We start from the raw sequence: 17,929 nt of genomic DNA on the forward strand, positions 1-17,929 counted from the left end.
TTTATGCAACGAGGGATAGCCTGGATCGTTGATGACGATAGCTCCATCCGTTGGGTGCTTGAACGCGCGCTCACCGGAGCAGGCTTAAGTTGTACAACGTTTGAAAACGGCAACGAGGTGCTTGATGCACTCACCACCAAAACCCCGGATGTACTGTTATCTGATATCCGGATGCCGGGAATGGATGGGTTGGCGTTACTGAAACAAATTAAACAGCGTCACCCCATGCTTCCGGTCATCATAATGACCGCGCATTCGGATCTGGACGCGGCGGTCAGCGCCTATCAGCAAGGCGCCTTTGACTATCTGCCCAAACCTTTTGATATTGATGAAGCGGTCGCCCTGGTCGATCGTGCGATCAGCCACTATCAGGAACAGCAGCAGCCGCGCAATATCACGATAACCAGCCCGACGGCCGATATCATCGGCGAAGCGCCGGCGATGCAGGACGTCTTTCGCATCATCGGCCGCCTGTCGCGTTCATCGATCAGCGTATTGATCAACGGCGAATCCGGTACCGGTAAAGAGCTGGTCGCGCACGCCTTGCATCGCCATAGCCCGCGGGCAAAAGCGCCGTTTATCGCACTGAATATGGCTGCTATCCCAAAAGACCTGATCGAATCTGAACTTTTCGGTCACGAAAAAGGGGCGTTTACCGGCGCCAATACCGTGCGTCAGGGACGTTTTGAGCAGGCTGACGGCGGGACTCTGTTCCTCGATGAGATCGGTGATATGCCGCTCGATGTGCAGACGCGCCTGCTGCGCGTTCTGGCCGATGGCCAGTTCTATCGCGTTGGCGGCTATGCGCCGGTGAAGGTAGACGTGCGCATTATTGCCGCCACCCACCAGAACCTTGAGCAGCGCGTACAGGAAGGGAAGTTCCGTGAGGACCTGTTCCATCGCCTGAACGTGATTCGCGTTCATCTGCCGCCGCTGCGCGAGCGCCGCGAGGATATTCCCCGCCTGGCGCGGCATTTCCTGCAAATTGCCGCCCGCGAACTGGGGGTCGAAGCCAAGCAGCTCCATCCGGAGACGGAAACCGCGCTAACCCGTTTAGCCTGGCCCGGTAACGTCCGCCAGCTGGAGAACACCTGCCGCTGGCTGACGGTGATGGCAGCAGGCCAGGAGGTTCTGACGCAGGATCTTCCCAGCGAACTGTTTGAAACCGCGATTCCCGATAGCCCGACGCATATGCAGCCGGACAGCTGGGCAACGTTACTGGGACAGTGGGCCGATCGCGCCCTGCGTTCCGGTCATCAAAACCTGCTTTCGGAAGCGCAGCCGGAGATGGAACGGACGCTGCTCACTACCGCCCTGCGTCATACGCAAGGGCATAAGCAGGAGGCCGCACGTCTGCTGGGGTGGGGACGTAATACGCTAACGCGCAAGCTGAAAGAGTTAGGAATGGAGTAAACGTCATGCCCGGTGGCGCTATGCTTACCGGGCCTGCAGAATCCGTCGGCCGGGCAAACGAAGTGCCGCCCGGCATGACAGAGTTAAATCACCCGGGAGAACTGCTGCATCCGCGCTTTCTGACGCAGATAGGCATCAAAACACATGCAGATGTTGCGAATCAGCAGACGGCCTTTTGCCGTCACCTGAATGCCCTTATCATCCACATCCACCAGCCCATCTTTTGCCAGCGGTGCCAGCAGCGCCAGATCGTCGGCAAAATAACGCTGGAAATCCAGTTGCCACCGCGTTTCTACCGCAGAAAAATCGAGATGGAACTGGCAAATCAGCGCCTTAATAACGTCACGGCGAATACAGTCATCGCGGGTCAGCGCAATGCCGCGCCACAGCGCATCTCCGGTTTGATCAACCTGTTGATAGTAAAGCTTCAGCTCTTTCTGGTTCTGCGCGTAGCAGTCGCCAATCATGCTGATCGCCGACACCCCCATCCCCAGCAGATCGGTATCGCCCTGGGTGGTGTATCCCTGGAAATTGCGGTGCAGGACGCCGTCGCGCTGAGCAATGGCCAGCTCATCATCCGGGCGGGCAAAATGATCCATACCGATAAACTGATAGCCGGCGTTGGTGAGTGAGGCAATGGTCTCTTGCAGAATATCCAGCTTCTGTTCTGCCGAAGGCAGGTCGGCATCTTTGATTTTACGCTGAGCGGCGAAGAGCGTCGGCAGATGCGCATAGTTAAATACGCTCAGGCGATCGGGGTTGAGCTCGGCTACTTTTTGCAGCGTAAACGCAAAACTCTCCGGCGTTTGTTTCGGCAGACCGTAAATCAAATCGATATTCGTCGAGGTAAAACCAATCTCACGAGCATGGTTGAGCAGGGCAAAGATAAACGCCTCATCCTGCTCGCGGTTAACCAGCCGCTGAACCTCTTTATTGAAATCCTGCACCCCCATACTCAGCCGGTTGAAGCCTTCCGATCGGAGATGATCCAGGACATCCAGCTCAATTTCACGCGGATCGACTTCAATCGAGATCTCTGCATCGGCGTTAAAATTGAAATGGCTGCGCAGCAAATGCATTAAGCGGCTGATTTGCGCTTTATTCAGGTAAGTGGGGGTACCGCCGCCCCAGTGCAGCTGGTTCACCTGACGCCCGGCAAAGAGCGGCGCGCGATGAATAATTTCCTGCTGCAGAACATCCAGATACTGGTCGGCTTTATGCTGCTGGCGAGTCACAATTTTGTTGCAGCCACAGAAATAACAGAGCTTGTGACAAAACGGAATATGCACATACAGCGATAGCGGACGCTGCGGGTAGCGAGCTACCGCCTCGTCAAATTCTGCCGCACCGAACTCAGGAGAAAACTCCAGCGCGGTGGGGTATGAGGTATAACGTGGCCCCGAATAATTATATTTCTGGATCAGGGCCAGATCCCAGTCGATTAACTGCACAGACATGCTCACTCCTTCCGATGGTGCCGTCGGCGGGTACGCCGCCCCGGCCCAACCGCACCTCGGGTAATGAGCCGGTTGCGCAGCCATTTCTGACGCCGCGACAACCGTCGTAGTTTAACGAATAACCACAGCATATAACATACAACCAAAAGGGTTATAAGCAGGACCGGGAATCCGATTGAGTGCAAACGTTAGTTTCCACCCTTCAGCAGACGCATCATATCTTCCTGGCGCTCTTCTTCCTCGTCCTCGTCATCATCGTAGGACAGGCCAAGCTGCTGCATCAGCTCATCAATACGATCGAGTTTGGCATCGACCCATGACTGCTCTTCAGCATTCAGGGTGCCCCCCTCTTCCAGACGTTCCAGCAGCGCGTCCAGGCGCTCATCATTTTCCAGCAAATCCAGCTCAGCCTGTGGTGAAAGCATAGGTTTCTCGCTCTTCGGTTTGTGCTGCTTAGTAGCCGGGGTGCTTTCAGTCACGCCCAGCGGAATCGGTTTTTTACTCCCAATACGCGGATCTTGCTGTTGGCTCTGTTTTTTGCCGGATGATGCGGCATCACCGCCGTTTGCGCGACTTCCTGCCGCGTGACCACGATGTTTCTTCTGGCGTTTGCGATCGCGGGATTCCTGGTTCATTTCTTCACGTGTCTTGCGATGCGTTTTGCCACGGGGTACGGATGTCGGTTTTTTCATATAAGTAATCTTCAGATTCGTTTTCTTCAGTATAGAATTGAGGCGGAATCTAGCAGAAAGCAAGCAAAGAAAAAAGGCGACAGATTACTCTGCCGCCTTTTTCCTCACTGACAACCCTTAGCGGGTTCTACTTTCCCTGTTAGCTTACGACGTACCCTGTCTTTCCTTTAGCAAATAACGGTCCCTGTTACATCCCTTTCCTTGTCAAAACGTCTCCAGACGTTTGTCATCCTGACATCACTCCCGGGTCTTCGCCTCCTGGCGCTCCTGACAACTCATCCTGAGTCACTGTCCTGTTGGCTTCCTCGCCTTGCCCATTACTCTACCGTTTTCATCAAATCCTACAACTAACCACAGAATAAAAATGGTTATTCAGGATTGTTCTCTAAATTTAATTGTATGATTTTTAATGTGTTAACACTGCCAGTGCCCTTCATTTCTCATCGATTGCCTCACCATTGAATGGACAATATCTCACAAAGTGAAGGGCTTTTACTTACGCCGGAGGATGCGGTAAGAACAGCCTTTTTCTGCTGTTCAGGTATAATCCCCGCCATAGCCTTATTTAACGGAGACGACAGTCTTGACTAACTGGAACTATCAACAGACGCATTTTGTCACCAGCGCACCCGATATCCGCCATCTTCCATCCGATACCGGGATCGAAGTTGCTTTTGCTGGTCGCTCAAATGCGGGGAAATCCAGCGCCCTGAATACGCTCACCAACCAGAAAAGCCTGGCGCGTACTTCTAAGACTCCTGGCCGCACCCAGCTAATCAACCTGTTCGAAGTCGCTGAAGGCAAACGCCTGGTCGACCTGCCAGGTTACGGCTACGCTCAGGTGCCGGAGGAGATGAAGATCAAATGGCAGCGCGCGCTGGGTGAATACCTGGAGAAACGCCTGTGCCTGAAAGGACTGGTGGTGCTGATGGATATCCGTCATCCGCTGAAAGACCTCGATCAGCAAATGATCGAATGGGCCGTAGAAAGCGATATCCAGGTTCTGGTTCTGCTCACCAAAGCCGATAAGCTGGCCAGCGGCGCACGTAAAGCGCAGGTGAATATGGTGCGTGAAGCGGTTCTTGCCTTTAACGGCGATGTGCAGGTTGAACCCTTCTCTTCGCTGAAAAAATCAGGCGTGGATAAGCTGCGTCAGAAGCTCGACAGCTGGTTTAATGAGATCCCTCCTCAGGAAGAGATCGCCGACGGAGAGTAATCGCCGTTGTTTTCCCGGATAGCGGCGCCTGACGCCTTATCCGGGCCGCATCATCAGCCCATCGCGGCTGGCAAAAAATTTTCTTTCGCGCAATAAAAAACGCCCCGGTCATAAATGACCGGGGCGGCTAAAATATTCAGCCAAATCCGATTACGTGAAGTAAAAGGTCTGAAAGATAGAACATCTTACCTCTGTACCCTACGTCGTTAACTCTACTCTTCTTTTGGTTACGGAGAAAGCACTTTTTGTAGTTTTTTTTCACTCTTTACATAGCAAATTCAAATGATCATCACAAAACTCTATAAGTTATGTTGCTTACTTACAGAAAATCACCTTATCCACTGAATACTTAGTGCGCTTGATCCCAGTTTTCTCCGCTTCCCACTTCCACCAGCAGCGGTACCGCCAGCGTCGTGCTGTTTTCCATCAGTTCGTGCACCTTCTTCGCCACGGCATCAAGATCTTCTTTGTGCACTTCAAAGACCAGTTCATCGTGCACCTGCATGATCATCCGCACCCGCGGCTTCTCGGCCAGCAGCCATTCATCAACGGCGATCATCGCGCGCTTGATAATGTCTGCCGCCGTACCCTGCATCGGGGCATTGATCGCCGCACGTTCGGCGCCAGCGCGCCGGGCGCCGTTGCTGGATTTGATGTCCGGAAGGTAGAGGCGACGGCCATCCAGCGTTTCGACATAACCCTGCTCTTTTGCCTGTGCCCGGGTACGCTCCATGTAATCAAGAACGCCTGGATAGCGCTCAAAATAGAGGTCCATATATTTCTGTGCCTCTTTGCGCGGAATGTTGAGCTGCCGTGCGAGACCGAATGCGCTCATGCCATAGATCAAACCAAAGTTAATCGCCTTGGCACTTCGACGCTGCTCGCCGCTAACGCTTTCCAGCGGCAGGCCAAAGACCTCTGCCGCCGTCGCGCGGTGGATATCTTTACCTTCCGCAAACGCGGTCAGCAGGCCTTTATCACGCGACAGATGCGCCATAATGCGCAACTCAATTTGCGAGTAGTCGGCAGAGACGATGAGGTAATCCGGCGGCGCGATAAATGCCTGACGAATACGACGCCCTTCTTCGTTACGCACCGGAATGTTCTGCAGGTTAGGATCGGTGGAGGAGAGACGCCCCGTCGCCGTTACCGCCTGGTGATAAGAGGTGTGCACCCGGCCGGTTTTAGGGTTAATCATCAGCGGCAGCTTGTCGGTATATGTCGACTTCAGCTTCGCCAGCCCGCGATATTCCAGAATAACTTTTGGCAGCGGATAATCCAGCGCCAGTTCTTCGAGCACTTCCTCGGAAGTAGAAGGCGCGCCGCCCGGCGTTTTCTTCAGCGGCTTAATACCTTGTTTTTCAAACAAGATAGTCTGCAGCTGCTTGGGGGAAGAGAGATTGAACTCTTCACCCGCGATCTCGTAGGCTTTCTGTTCCAGTTCAAGCAGGCGTTTGGCTATCTCCTGCGAATGGGCATGCAGCACCGCCGGATCGATTTTAACGCCGTTGCGTTCCACGCGAGAAAGCACCGGTACCAGCGGCATCTCTATATGCGTAAAGATGTTCCGCGGACCTTCATGCTGCTGCAACTTCGGCCACATCTTCAGGTGCAGCTGCAGGGTGACATCCGCATCTTCCGCCGCGTAGCGCCCGGCTTCTTCCAGCGCTATCTGGTTAAAGGTGAGCTGATTTTTACCTTTCCCGGCGATCTCTTCAAAAGTAATCGTTTTATGCTTCAGCCAGCGGTCAGCAAGGCTGTCCATATCATGGCGGCCCGCCACGCTATCAAGAATGTAGGACTCCAGCATGGTGTCAAAAGCGATGCCGCGTAGCTCAATGTCATAGTTCGCCAGAATTCCGCGGTCATATTTCAGGTTTTGCCCAACTTTCAGCAGTTTCTCGTCTTCCAGCAGGGGCTTCAGCAACGTCAGTACGCGTTCACGGGGAATCTGATCCGGTGCATCGAGATAATCATGGGCGACCGGTACATAGGCTGCGACGCCGGGCTCAATGGCAAACGACAGGCCGACCATATTGGCGGAGATGTTATCCAGGCTGTCCGTTTCCGTATCAAACGCCACCAGCGGCGCTTTTTTCAGCTTCTCGATCCATTCGATCAGCGTCTGTTCATCAAGAATAGTGACGTAGTTTTCCGCGGACAGCGTCGCGGCCACCTCGACCTCTTCTTCCGCTACAGCCGATGCTTCTGCCGGTTTTGCGGCTGGCTTAACGCCTTTAGACTGCATCCATTTGCCAGATTCAACATCGGTGATCCAGCGTTTAAATTCATATTTTTTGAACAGCGCCAACAGATCGTCCGCTGCCGGCGGCAGCACGTGCAGCTCTTCACAGCTCAGATCCAGCTCGACGTCGGTTTTAATCGTAGCCAGCTGATACGAGAGGTAGGCTACCTCTTTATTCTGTTCCAGTTTCGCCGCCATCGTTTTGGCGCCGCGGAAGGTCAAACCGGCAATTTTTTCTGGCTCCGCGTACAGCGCATCCAGCCCCCCCAGTCCCTGCAGCAGCGCCTGGGCTGTTTTCTCGCCCACGCCGGGTACGCCTGGAATGTTATCGGAGGAGTCGCCCATCAGCGCCAGGAAGTCAATAATCAGCTCCGGCGGAACGCCGTACTTCGTCACCACTTCATCCGGGCCAAGAATGGTATTGGTCATGGTATTAATCAGGGTAATACCCGGCGTGACCAGCTGCGCCATGTCTTTATCACCGGTACTGATAAGCACCGGACGGCCCGCTTTTTCTGCTTCGCGCGCCAGAGTTCCGATCACATCGTCCGCTTCGACGCCAGGCACAGCCATCAGCGGCAGCCCCATCGCCTTCACCATGGTATGCAACGGTTCGATCTGCGCCCGCAGATCGTCCGGCATCGGCGGACGATGGGATTTGTAATGCTCAAACAGTTCGTCACGGAAAGTTTTCCCTTTGGCATCAAAAACCACAACGGCATGAGTGGGTTGATACTGGAGGATCAGGCTGCGCAGCATATTCAGCACGCCATACATAGCGCCTGTCGGTTCGCCGGCGCTGTTAGTCAGCGGCGGGAAAGCGTGATACGCCCGGTAGAGGTAAGAGGAGCCGTCAACGAGGATAAGTGGGTTTTCTGGGATCTGAACCATAATTTCCGTGCCTGTTTATCAGATTATGGCTAAAGGATGCCACAGACAGACCTGAAAACCTGAATTTTTCCCGCATTTCACCAAAAAGATTCGTTGATCCGGTCGATCGTGCGGCAATAATATCTGTGGATAACTTTGTGCATAGTTTTATAAGGATAGCTGTCTGGTCTGAAATAAAATAGCAAAAAACATAATTTAATTTTATTTATCATGAAGTTAATTATCGATCCTGGCTTTTAATACCCTTCTAATGACTCAATGTTCCATGTGGATATAAGATCCGCTGTTTTTTCTGTTCTGGTAAGACCCGTCATTTGCTGCGTTTTCTGGTAAAATCAGCCTCTTGCACGGTTTAACTGCGCTCTTTATCAGCCTAACTTTCTGAATAAACTAACTATGTCGAGATTACTCGCTGCGATAACACTTCCGCTGAGTATCGCCCTTACCATCTTAGTCACCATTATCTGTTCCGTACCGATAATCATCGCCGGGCTGATTAAACTTCTTGTGCCCATCCCTGCGGTATGGCGTGCGATTTCCCGTTTCTGCAATTTCATGATGTATTGCTGGTGCGAAGGGTTGGCACTGCTGCTCTACCTGAATCCCAGGCTGACGTGGGACGTGCAAGGTCTTGAGGGACTGAACAAGAAAAACTGGTATCTGCTCATCAGCAATCATCATAGCTGGGCGGATATCGTGGTGCTCTGCGTGTTGTTCCGCAAGCATATTCCGATGAATAAATACTTCCTTAAGCAACAGCTGGCGTGGGTACCTTTTATCGGGCTTGCCTGCTGGGCGCTGGATATGCCCTTTATGCGTCGCTATTCACGAGGCTATTTAATTCGCCATCCTGAGCGTCGCGGTAAAGATGTTGAAACGACTCGCCGCTCCTGCGAGAAATTTCGCGCGCATCCGACCACCATCGTCAATTTTGTCGAAGGTTCGCGTTTTACCGAAGACAAGCAGCGGCAAACCCGTTCACCTTATCGCAATTTATTGCCACCGAAGGCCGCAGGTATCGCGATGGCGTTGAACGTGCTTGGTGCGCAGTTCGATAAGCTGTTGAACGTCACGCTTTGCTATCCGGAGAACAACAGGCGGCCATTTTACGATATGTTAAGCGGCCGACTGACGCGCATTGTTGTTCACGTTAATCTCGTTCCCGTGGCGGAAGATCTGCACGGCGACTACGTGAATGACAAAAACTTTAAGCGCCGTTTCCAGCGTTGGTTGAATGAACTGTGGGAAGAGAAAGACAGTCAGCTGACGGAAATTATGCGGACAAAAGGACGCGAAGAGCGTTGAACCTGAGAAGTATGCCACCTTCACAGGTTATTTAAGAGGGATATTAAAAAGCCGGTCAGTGACCGGCTTTTTTTTACTTCTTCTCAACCAACTGCTTAACGCTATCCGCATACTGGGCGACAAAGGCGTCCATATTGCTGGTATCCATCCCCTGCGGGTTCAGCTGATATTTACCGTCGACATACATGGCCGGTACGCCCTGCAACTGGAAGTCAGCGGCCGCTTTTTCCTGCTGAGCAACCAGAGATTTCACCACAAAGCTGTTCCATGCCGCATCGTAGTCTTCGCCTTTTACGCCAGCGTCAACGAAGACTTTACGAATATCAGCCACTGTCTGCACGGTCTGGGTTTTCTGCACCGCTTCAAACATCGGCACAGTGATCTTATCTTCAACGCCCAGCGCCATCGCAACGGCCCATGCCTGAGTTAAGTCTTTACCCAAAGGCCCGAGGAATTCAACGTGGTACTTGGTCATTTTGACGCCTTCCGGCAGCTTTTTCTTCACGTTATCAGAAACGTGCAGCACTTCTTCAAACTGATAGCAGTGCGGGCAGTAGAACGAGAAGAACTCAAGAACCTGAGGCGCGCCGGCGACGGGCTTATCGAGGGTGATGTACTGCTTACCGTCGGCTATCTGGGCAGCAGAAGCACTAAAAGCCAGAATCATACCAGCCAGCGCCAGCCAAATTTTTTTCATGTTTACGTCTCTCCTGGAAATATCTAATTAATACATTGGCGTTAACTGAAGAGGGGGTTCTTGCAGAACCTTCACCTGCTCAAGAAAAGTTGCTGTCTGCCCCCGCCAGTAATCTTCCCCGGTAAGCCAGGGGAAATTAACAGGGAAGGCAGGATCGTCCCAGCGCCTGAGCAACCATGCCAGATAATAAACTAACCGCATGGCGCGTAAAGGTTCGATAAGGGCGATTTCGTCTGAATTAAACGGACTGAATTCTTCATAAGCTTCAACGATCATCTCCAGCTGCATGCGCTGCTCAGCTTTATTACCGTTCAGCAGCATCCACAGATCCTGGATGGCCGGACCGTTGCGGGCATCATCTAAATCGACAAAAAGCGGACCATCGCGCCAGAGAATATTACCGGCATGGCAATCACCGTGCAGACGCAGAACGTCCGCGTCGCCGTGCCATTGTGCAATAACGGCAGCGATCAGCTTATCTGCGGCGCGGAGGAAATCCTTCTTCAGACCTGAGGGGATCAGCGTTGAGTGTTCAAAAACGTCCCGCGGTGCCAGCAAATACTCATTCACCCCAATCTCAGGGCGTGCGACAAAACGCGATTTACGCCCGGTCTGGTGCAAACGCCCCAGATAACGGCCGACAGACTCCATTTGATCGAGGTTATCAGATTCAAACTGGCGCCCACCTAAGCTGGGAAACACGGCAAAATAGAAGCCCTGGTGCTGATGAAGGGTTCTGTCATTGAAAAACAATGGTGCGGCAACAGGAACGTCATCCTGCTTGAGCTGAAGGGTAAACTGGTGTTCTTCGAGGATCTGTTCGGCAGACCAACGTTCAGGACGATAGAACTTCACCACATAGCGATGGCGGTCTTCGTCCTGAAACTGGTAAACGCGGTTTTCATAGCTGTTGAGCGGCGTGAGCCCGGAGTCCACCCTCATCCCCAGATCGAATAGCCCATCAATGATGGTATCCGGGTTTAGCGTCTGAAAATTAAAAGCCTTATCGTGCATCCTGACATCCGATAATCTTAGGAGTAGTTCAGGATATCATCTCATAACTCGTTCCGCGGCAGCACTTACAACCTTTTACTCTTTGATGACGCCGCGCGCGCGCAATAAGGCCGTTTTGAAATCCTCTTCGTAATCCTTCTGAATACCAGGAATAACGGCTTCTTTTGCCGAATCACGCATTTTCAGATGATAAATCAGGATATCGTCGGAAAGATCGGCAAGTTCGCCGGCGTAACCGGCCTCTTTTGCGAGTTTCTGCAAAAATTGCATCAGGTTCAGCTCCGGCTCTTTCTGCCAGGCTGGCTGGAGGAGTTCAATTACTTCATTCAGACGTTTACATTTCATGGTCATGCTCCTTACTCTTGATAGCGACAAGTTAACAGGGTCAATCCCACAATGAAAGAGGCGATATTGATATGCAAGGCGAGGTCATAACCGGCGTTGTATTAGCAGGCGGAAGGGCCACGCGGATGGGGGGAGCGGATAAGGGATTGCAGCTACTCGACGGTAAGCCATTATGGCGCCATGTTGCAGAGGCGCTGTCTCCTCAGGTGACCAACCTGGCTATCAGTGCCAACCGTAATCTGGAACGCTGGTATGAAAGCGGGTATCCGGTGTATTCCGACACTCTCTCTGACTTCCCGGGGCCATTAGCCGGTATGCTATCCGTGATGCAGCAGACAGAGAGCGAATGGTTTCTCTTCTGTCCCTGCGATACCCCCTTTATCCCCTCATTCCTGGCTGAGCGCTTTTTACAGCAGAAAAAGACCGCGCCCGTAGTCTGGGCCTACGACGGAGAACGCGATCATCCCGCCATTGCCCTGATGAATCGATGTGTAATGCCCGATCTGGCGGCATATCTTGCCGCAGGCGAACGACGCGTGATGGCTTTTATGCGCAACAGCGGCGGGCATCGCGTTGATTTCAGCGATGCCCGCCCGGCATTTATTAACGTCAATACCCTTGATGACTTGCAGAGCATACAGGAGCAATCATGATCCCCGTTCTCGCCATTTCCGCCTGGAGTGGTAGCGGTAAGACAACGCTGTTGAAGAAATTAATCCCCGCATTGTGTGCTGCTGGCCTGCGTCCAGGTTTGATCAAACATACCCATCACAATATGGATGTCGATAAACCGGGTAAGGACAGCTATGAATTGCGTAAAGCCGGTGCGGCTCAAACGATTGTCGCCAGTTCACAACGCTGGGCGCTAATGACTGAAACGCCGGATGCAGAAGAGGTAGATTTGGCCTGGCTGGTTAGCAGGATGGATGCATCAAAACTGGATTTAGTTCTGGTTGAAGGGTTTAAGCATGAGCCGGTAGCGAAGATCCTGCTTTTTCGACAACAGAGCGGGCATCGTGTTGAGGAGCTTGTCGTAGATGATTATGTGATTGCGGTGGCCAGCGATACGCCAATAGAGACATCTCTCCCACAGCTAGATTTAAACAATATTCCGCAGATCGTGGCGTTTATTCTACGTTGGTTGGCGGAAGCTTAAGAGAGAAAACGCGTCTGGATATATAGGGGCAAATCCAATGGGCGTTTATTACGCCCGTTCTCGCTATTCCAGCAAGATTAAGCGCTGCGGATAAATAACGATAAAAACGCAAAAAGCCCGTCCGTGAGGACGGGCTGCTTTTGCCATAAACACCAGACAAAACAAAAGGCCCGGTCTTTCGACCGGGCCTTCTGCTTTATTTGATGCCTGGCAGTTCCCTACTCTCACATGGGGAGACCCCACACTACCATCGGCGCTACGGCGTTTCACTTCTGAGTTCGGCATGGGGTCAGGTGGGACCACCGCGCTAGTGCCGCCAGGCAAATTCTTGGTGCTCAAAACGAATCTTTTACTCTGATGCTGCGTTGCCTTCGCTCGTAAACTCAGTCACATACTCCTGTATGCTCCTTCCTTTACTTCGCTTGCCGCCTTGCCTCAGCGCAAAATCTTTCGTTTTCGCTAATCTGTAATCTAAGCTGAAAATCAATCTCGTCTCTTCGCCAAAACAGCTTCGGCGTTGTAAGGTTAAGCCTCACGGTTCATTAGTATCGGTTAGCTCAACGTATCGCTACGCTTACACACCCGACCTATCAACGTCGTCGTCTTCAACGTTCCTTCAGGACTCTCAAAGAGTCAGGGAGAACTCATCTCGGGGCAAGTTTCGTGCTTAGATGCTTTCAGCACTTATCTCTTCCGCATTTAGCTACCGGGCAATGCCATTGGCATGACAACCCGAACACCAGTGATGCGTCCACTCCGGTCCTCTCGTACTAGGAGCAGCCCCCCTCAATTCTCCAGCGCCCACGGCAGATAGGGACCGAACTGTCTCACGACGTTCTAAACCCAGCTCGCGTACCACTTTAAATGGCGAACAGCCATACCCTTGGGACCTACTTCAGCCCCAGGATGTGATGAGCCGACATCGAGGTGCCAAACACCGCCGTCGATATGAACTCTTGGGCGGTATCAGCCTGTTATCCCCGGAGTACCTTTTATCCGTTGAGCGATGGCCCTTCCATTCAGAACCACCGGATCACTATGACCTGCTTTCGCACCTGCTCGCGCCGTCACGCTCGCAGTCAAGCTAGCTTATGCCATTGCACTAACCTCCTGATGTCCGACCAGGATTAGCTAACCTTCGTGCTCCTCCGTTACTCTTTGGGAGGAGACCGCCCCAGTCAAACTACCCACCAGACACTGTCCGCAACCCGGATGACGGGTCTACGTTAGAACACCAGCCATTAAAGGGTGGTATTTCAAGGTCGGCTCCATGCAGACTGGCGTCCACACTTCAAAGCCTCCCACCTATCCTACACATCAAGGACCAGTGTTCAGTGTCAAGCTATAGTAAAGGTTCACGGGGTCTTTCCGTCTTGCCGCGGGTACACTGCATCTTCACAGCGAGTTCAATTTCACTGAGTCTCGGGTGGAGACAGCCTGGCCATCATTACGCCATTCGTGCAGGTCGGAACTTACCCGACAAGGAATTTCGCTACCTTAGGACCGTTATAGTTACGGCCGCCGTTTACCGGGGCTTCGATCAAGAGCTTCTCCTTACGGATAACCCCATCAATTAACCTTCCGGCACCGGGCAGGCGTCACACCGTATACGTCCACTTTCGTGTTTGCACAGTGCTGTGTTTTTAATAAACAGTTGCAGCCAGCTGGTATCTTCGACTGAGTTCAGCTCCACGAGCAAGTCGCTTCACTTACCATCAGCGTGCCTTCTCCCGAAGTTACGGCACCATTTTGCCTAGTTCCTTCACCCGAGTTCTCTCAAGCGCCTTGGTATTCTCTACCTGACCACCTGTGTCGGTTTGGGGTACGATTTGATGTTACCTGATGCTTAGAGGCTTTTCCTGGAAGCAGGGCATTTGTCACTTCAGCACCGTAGTGCCTCGTCATCACACCTCAGCGTTAATAAGGTACCGGATTTACCTGGAACCTCCGCCTACATGCTTAAACCGGGACAACCGTCGCCCGGCCAACATAGCCTTCTCCGTCCCCCCTTCGCAGTAACACCGAGTACAGGAATATTAACCTGTTTCCCATCGACTACGCCTTTCGGCCTCGCCTTAGGGGTCGACTCACCCTGCCCCGATTAACGTTGGACAGGAACCCTTGGTCTTCCGGCGAGCGGGCTTTTCACCCGCTTTATCGTTACTTATGTCAGCATTCGCACTTCTGATACCTCCAGCAACCCTCACAGGCCACCTTCAACGGCTTACAGAACGCTCCCCTACCCAACAACGCATACGCGTCGCTGCCGCAGCTTCGGTGCATGGTTTAGCCCCGTTACATCTTCCGCGCAGGCCGACTCGACCAGTGAGCTATTACGCTTTCTTTAAATGATGGCTGCTTCTAAGCCAACATCCTGGCTGTCTGTGCCTTCCCACATCGTTTCCCACTTAACCATGACTTTGGGACCTTAGCTGGCGGTCTGGGTTGTTTCCCTCTTCACGACGGACGTTAGCACCCGCCGTGTGTCTCCCGTGATAACATTCTTCGGTATTCGTAGTTTGCATCGGGTTGGTAAGTCGGGATGACCCCCTAGCCGAAACAGTGCTCTACCCCCGAAGATGAGTTCACGAGGCGCTACCTAAATAGCTTTCGGGGAGAACCAGCTATCTCCCGGTTTGATTGGCCTTTCACCCCCAGCCACAAGTCATCCGCTAATTTTTCAACATTAGTCGGTTCGGTCCTCCAGTTAGTGTTACCCAACCTTCAACCTGCCCATGGCTAGATCACCGGGTTTCGGGTCTATACCCTGCAACTTAACGCCCAGTTAAGACTCGGTTTCCCTGCGGCTCCCCTATTCGGTTAACCTTGCTACAGAATATAAGTCGCTGACCCATTATACAAAAGGTACGCAGTCACCCCATAAAGAGGCTCCCACTGCTTGTACGTACACGGTTTCAGGTTCTTTTTCACTCCCCTCGCCGGGGTTCTTTTCGCCTTTCCCTCACGGTACTGGTTCACTATCGGTCAGTCAGGAGTATTTAGCCTTGGAGGATGGTCCCCCCATATTCAGACAGGATACCACGTGTCCCGCCCTACTCTTCGAACTCACAGAATATGCATTTTAGTGTACGGGAGTATCACCCTGTACCCTGCGACTTTCCAGACGCTTCCACTAACACACAAACTGATTCAGGTTCTGGGCTGCTCCCCGTTCGCTCGCCGCTACTGGGGGAATCTCGGTTGATTTCTTTTCCTCGGGGTACTTAGATGTTTCAGTTCCCCCGGTTCGCTTCGTTAAGCTATGTATTCACTTAACGATAGTGTGACGAATCACACTGGGTTTCCCCATTCGGAAATCGCCGGTTATAACGGTTCATATCACCTTACCGACGCTTATCGCAGATTAGCACGTCCTTCATCGCCTCTGACTGCCAGGGCATCCACCGTGTACGCTTAGTCGCTTAACCTCACAACCCGAAACTGTTTCGTAAAACGGTTCGTGTTGCGAAAATTTGAGAGACTCGGACACACCGCTTTTCCTTTCTTATTACGGAGAAAGGGAACAGTGTGTCGTTTCAATTTTCAGCTTGATCCAGATTTTTAAAGAGCAAATATCTCAAACGTGATTCCGGAGAATCAGTTTTGAGATACAGAGGTCGGCGACTTTCACTCACACAAACCAGCAAGTGGCGTCCCCTAGGGGATTCGAACCCCTGTTACCGCCGTGAAAGGGCGGTGTCCTGGGCCTCTAGACGAAGGGGACACTGAAGTCTCAATCGCAAGACGCCTTGCTTTTTACTTTTCATCAGACAATCTGTGTGAGCACTACAAAGGCAGGTTCTTTCAGGTAAGGAGGTGATCCAACCGCAGGTTCCCCTACGGTTACCTTGTTACGACTTCACCCCAGTCATGAATCACAAAGTGGTAAGCGCCCTCCCGAAGGTTAAGCTACCTACTTCTTTTGCAACCCACTCCCATGGTGTGACGGGCGGTGTGTACAAGGCCCGGGAACGTATTCACCGTAGCATTCTGATCTACGATTACTAGCGATTCCGACTTCATGGAGTCGAGTTGCAGACTCCAATCCGGACTACGACATACTTTATGAGGTCCGCTTGCTCTCGCGAGGTCGCTTCTCTTTGTATATGCCATTGTAGCACGTGTGTAGCCCTACTCGTAAGGGCCATGATGACTTGACGTCATCCCCACCTTCCTCCAGTTTATCACTGGCAGTCTCCTTTGAGTTCCCGGCCGGACCGCTGGCAACAAAGGATAAGGGTTGCGCTCGTTGCGGGACTTAACCCAACATTTCACAACACGAGCTGACGACAGCCATGCAGCACCTGTCTCAGAGTTCCCGAAGGCACCAAAGCATCTCTGCTAAGTTCTCTGGATGTCAAGAGTAGGTAAGGTTCTTCGCGTTGCATCGAATTAAACCACATGCTCCACCGCTTGTGCGGGCCCCCGTCAATTCATTTGAGTTTTAACCTTGCGGCCGTACTCCCCAGGCGGTCGACTTAACGCGTTAGCTCCGGAAGCCACTCCTCAAGGGAACAACCTCCAAGTCGACATCGTTTACAGCGTGGACTACCAGGGTATCTAATCCTGTTTGCTCCCCACGCTTTCGCACCTGAGCGTCAGTCTTTGTCCAGGGGGCCGCCTTCGCCACCGGTATTCCTCCAGATCTCTACGCATTTCACCGCTACACCTGGAATTCTACCCCCCTCTACAAGACTCAAGCCTGCCAGTTTCAAATGCAGTTCCCAGGTTGAGCCCGGGGATTTCACATCTGACTTAACAGACCGCCTGCGTGCGCTTTACGCCCAGTAATTCCGATTAACGCTTGCACCCTCCGTATTACCGCGGCTGCTGGCACGGAGTTAGCCGGTGCTTCTTCTGCGAGTAACGTCAATCACCAAGGTTATTAACCTTAATGCCTTCCTCCTCGCTGAAAGTACTTTACAACCCGAAGGCCTTCTTCATACACGCGGCATGGCTGCATCAGGCTTGCGCCCATTGTGCAATATTCCCCACTGCTGCCTCCCGTAGGAGTCTGGACCGTGTCTCAGTTCCAGTGTGGCTGGTCATCCTCTCAGACCAGCTAGGGATCGTCGCCTAGGTGAGCCGTTACCCCACCTACTAGCTAATCCCATCTGGGCACATCTGATGGCATGAGGCCCGAAGGTCCCCCACTTTGGTCTTGCGACGTTATGCGGTATTAGCTACCGTTTCCAGTAGTTATCCCCCTCCATCAGGCAGTTTCCCAGACATTACTCACCCGTCCGCCACTCGTCACCCGAGAGCAAGCTCTCTGTGCTACCGTTCGACTTGCATGTGTTAGGCCTGCCGCCAGCGTTCAATCTGAGCCATGATCAAACTCTTCAATTTAAGTTTGATGCTCATGAATTAAACTTCGTAATGAATTACGTATGTTCACTCACTGAGACTTGGTATTCATTTTTCGTCCGAGGACGTTAAGAATCCATGTCACTTTGAGTGCCCACACAGATTGTCTGATAAATTGTTAAAGAGCAGTT

General features: G+C 52.4%; 12 protein-coding genes, 1 tRNA gene and 3 rRNA genes. 5 read left to right on the forward strand and 11 right to left on the reverse strand.

From position 1 onward, the window contains the following. Positions 1–3 precede the first annotated feature (3 nt). Positions 4–1,413: a nitrogen regulation protein NR(I) gene (glnG, locus tag Electrica_RS24860; RefSeq protein ID WP_100686443.1), complete on the forward strand. Its 1,410-nt coding sequence runs from the start codon at positions 4–6 to the stop codon at positions 1,411–1,413. 83 nt (positions 1,414–1,496) lie between these two features. Here glnG and hemN read toward each other — a convergent pair whose 3' ends face one another. Both hemN and yihI read right to left on the reverse strand, forming a co-directional pair. Then, a complete protein-coding gene (gene hemN, locus Electrica_RS24865; RefSeq protein ID WP_131050732.1) occupies positions 1,497–2,870 on the reverse strand; it encodes an oxygen-independent coproporphyrinogen III oxidase in 1,374 nt (457 codons plus the stop codon). A 188-nt stretch (positions 2,871–3,058) separates the two neighbouring features. Beyond that, complete coding sequence (gene yihI, locus Electrica_RS24875; RefSeq protein WP_100686441.1) at positions 3,059–3,562, reverse strand: Der GTPase-activating protein YihI; 504 nt, start codon at positions 3,560–3,562, stop codon at positions 3,059–3,061. Between the two features lie 583 nt (positions 3,563–4,145). Between yihI and yihA the strand changes: the two genes are divergently transcribed. Next, positions 4,146–4,778 carry a ribosome biogenesis GTP-binding protein YihA/YsxC gene (gene yihA / locus Electrica_RS24880; protein WP_032690136.1) on the forward strand — a complete coding sequence of 211 codons (633 nt, stop codon included), beginning with the start codon at positions 4,146–4,148 and terminating at the stop codon, positions 4,776–4,778. A gap of 136 nt (positions 4,779–4,914) precedes the next feature. On the opposite strand, the gene Electrica_RS29470 is transcribed toward yihA, so the two are convergent. Both Electrica_RS29470 and polA read right to left on the reverse strand, forming a co-directional pair. Then, on the reverse strand, positions 4,915–4,962 hold the full coding sequence (locus tag Electrica_RS29470) for a spot 42 RNA, inhibition of DNA synthesis (protein ID WP_071892919.1): 48 nt from the start codon (positions 4,960–4,962) through the stop codon (positions 4,915–4,917). A gap of 165 nt (positions 4,963–5,127) precedes the next feature. Next, positions 5,128–7,914: a DNA polymerase I gene (polA, locus tag Electrica_RS24885; RefSeq protein ID WP_142255808.1), complete on the reverse strand. Its 2,787-nt coding sequence runs from the start codon at positions 7,912–7,914 to the stop codon at positions 5,128–5,130. Between the two features lie 396 nt (positions 7,915–8,310). Between polA and Electrica_RS24890 the strand changes: the two genes are divergently transcribed. Next, complete coding sequence (locus Electrica_RS24890; RefSeq protein ID WP_142255809.1) at positions 8,311–9,219, forward strand: acyltransferase; 909 nt, start codon at positions 8,311–8,313, stop codon at positions 9,217–9,219. 73 nt (positions 9,220–9,292) lie between these two features. Here the strand turns inward: Electrica_RS24890 and dsbA are convergent, their stop codons facing one another. The 3 genes from dsbA to Electrica_RS24905 all read right to left on the reverse strand — a co-directional run bounded on the left by dsbA (position 9,293) and on the right by Electrica_RS24905 (position 11,275). Next, positions 9,293–9,916, reverse strand: coding sequence for a thiol:disulfide interchange protein DsbA (gene dsbA / locus Electrica_RS24895; protein ID WP_100686438.1), 624 nt, complete (start codon positions 9,914–9,916; stop codon positions 9,293–9,295). A 27-nt stretch (positions 9,917–9,943) separates the two neighbouring features. Continuing rightward, positions 9,944–10,930 carry a serine/threonine protein kinase gene (locus tag Electrica_RS24900; protein WP_142255810.1) on the reverse strand — a complete coding sequence of 329 codons (987 nt, stop codon included), beginning with the start codon at positions 10,928–10,930 and terminating at the stop codon, positions 9,944–9,946. Positions 10,931–11,005: 75 nt separating this feature from the next. Continuing rightward, positions 11,006–11,275 carry a YihD family protein gene (locus Electrica_RS24905; protein WP_100686436.1) on the reverse strand — a complete coding sequence of 90 codons (270 nt, stop codon included), beginning with the start codon at positions 11,273–11,275 and terminating at the stop codon, positions 11,006–11,008. 71 nt (positions 11,276–11,346) lie between these two features. Here Electrica_RS24905 and mobA point away from each other — a divergent pair, with 71 nt between their 5' ends. Both mobA and mobB read left to right on the forward strand, forming a co-directional pair. Beyond that, positions 11,347–11,928 carry a molybdenum cofactor guanylyltransferase MobA gene (gene mobA, locus Electrica_RS24910; protein ID WP_142255811.1) on the forward strand — a complete coding sequence of 194 codons (582 nt, stop codon included), beginning with the start codon at positions 11,347–11,349 and terminating at the stop codon, positions 11,926–11,928. Continuing rightward, positions 11,925–12,431 (forward strand): molybdopterin-guanine dinucleotide biosynthesis protein MobB, encoded by a 507-nt coding sequence (gene mobB / locus Electrica_RS24915; RefSeq protein ID WP_142255812.1) that lies wholly within the window; start codon positions 11,925–11,927, stop codon positions 12,429–12,431. The genes mobA and mobB overlap by 4 nt, the downstream gene beginning before the upstream one ends. 205 nt (positions 12,432–12,636) lie before the next feature. Here mobB and rrf read toward each other — a convergent pair. From rrf to Electrica_RS24935, 4 genes are all read right to left on the reverse strand, one after another. Then, positions 12,637–12,752: ribosomal RNA gene (gene rrf / locus Electrica_RS24920) — 5S ribosomal RNA — on the reverse strand. Between the two features lie 200 nt (positions 12,753–12,952). Next, positions 12,953–15,859 (reverse strand): 23S ribosomal RNA (locus Electrica_RS24925). A gap of 220 nt (positions 15,860–16,079) precedes the next feature. Further along, positions 16,080–16,155, reverse strand: a tRNA-Glu gene (locus Electrica_RS24930). 85 nt (positions 16,156–16,240) lie between these two features. Continuing rightward, positions 16,241–17,780: ribosomal RNA gene (locus tag Electrica_RS24935) — 16S ribosomal RNA — on the reverse strand. Together the 16S, 23S and 5S rRNA genes with 1 tRNA gene alongside form the textbook arrangement of a ribosomal RNA operon. Positions 17,781–17,929 lie beyond the last annotated feature (149 nt).

This window comes from Klebsiella electrica (assembly GCF_006711645.1).
Classification (GTDB): Bacteria; Pseudomonadota; Gammaproteobacteria; order Enterobacterales; family Enterobacteriaceae; genus Klebsiella; species Klebsiella electrica.

What these genes read in the sequence shown, in the direction of transcription:
- yihI (WP_100686441.1), bottom strand. Translation starts at nt 3,562, where the DNA reads ATGAAAAAACCGACATCCGTACCCCGTGGCAAAACGCATCGCAAGACA.
- Electrica_RS24905 (WP_100686436.1), bottom strand. Translation starts at nt 11,275, where the DNA reads ATGAAATGTAAACGTCTGAATGAAGTAATTGAACTCCTCCAGCCAGCC.
- mobB (WP_142255812.1), top strand. Translation starts at nt 11,925, where the DNA reads ATGATCCCCGTTCTCGCCATTTCCGCCTGGAGTGGTAGCGGTAAGACA.
- Electrica_RS24900 (WP_142255810.1), bottom strand. Translation starts at nt 10,930, where the DNA reads ATGCACGATAAGGCTTTTAATTTTCAGACGCTAAACCCGGATACCATC.
- Electrica_RS24890 (WP_142255809.1), top strand. Translation starts at nt 8,311, where the DNA reads ATGTCGAGATTACTCGCTGCGATAACACTTCCGCTGAGTATCGCCCTT.
- glnG (WP_100686443.1), top strand. Translation starts at nt 4, where the DNA reads ATGCAACGAGGGATAGCCTGGATCGTTGATGACGATAGCTCCATCCGT.
- polA (WP_142255808.1), bottom strand. Translation starts at nt 7,914, where the DNA reads ATGGTTCAGATCCCAGAAAACCCACTTATCCTCGTTGACGGCTCCTCT.
- mobA (WP_142255811.1), top strand. Translation starts at nt 11,347, where the DNA reads ATGCAAGGCGAGGTCATAACCGGCGTTGTATTAGCAGGCGGAAGGGCC.
- hemN (WP_131050732.1), bottom strand. Translation starts at nt 2,870, where the DNA reads ATGTCTGTGCAGTTAATCGACTGGGATCTGGCCCTGATCCAGAAATAT.
- dsbA (WP_100686438.1), bottom strand. Translation starts at nt 9,916, where the DNA reads ATGAAAAAAATTTGGCTGGCGCTGGCTGGTATGATTCTGGCTTTTAGT.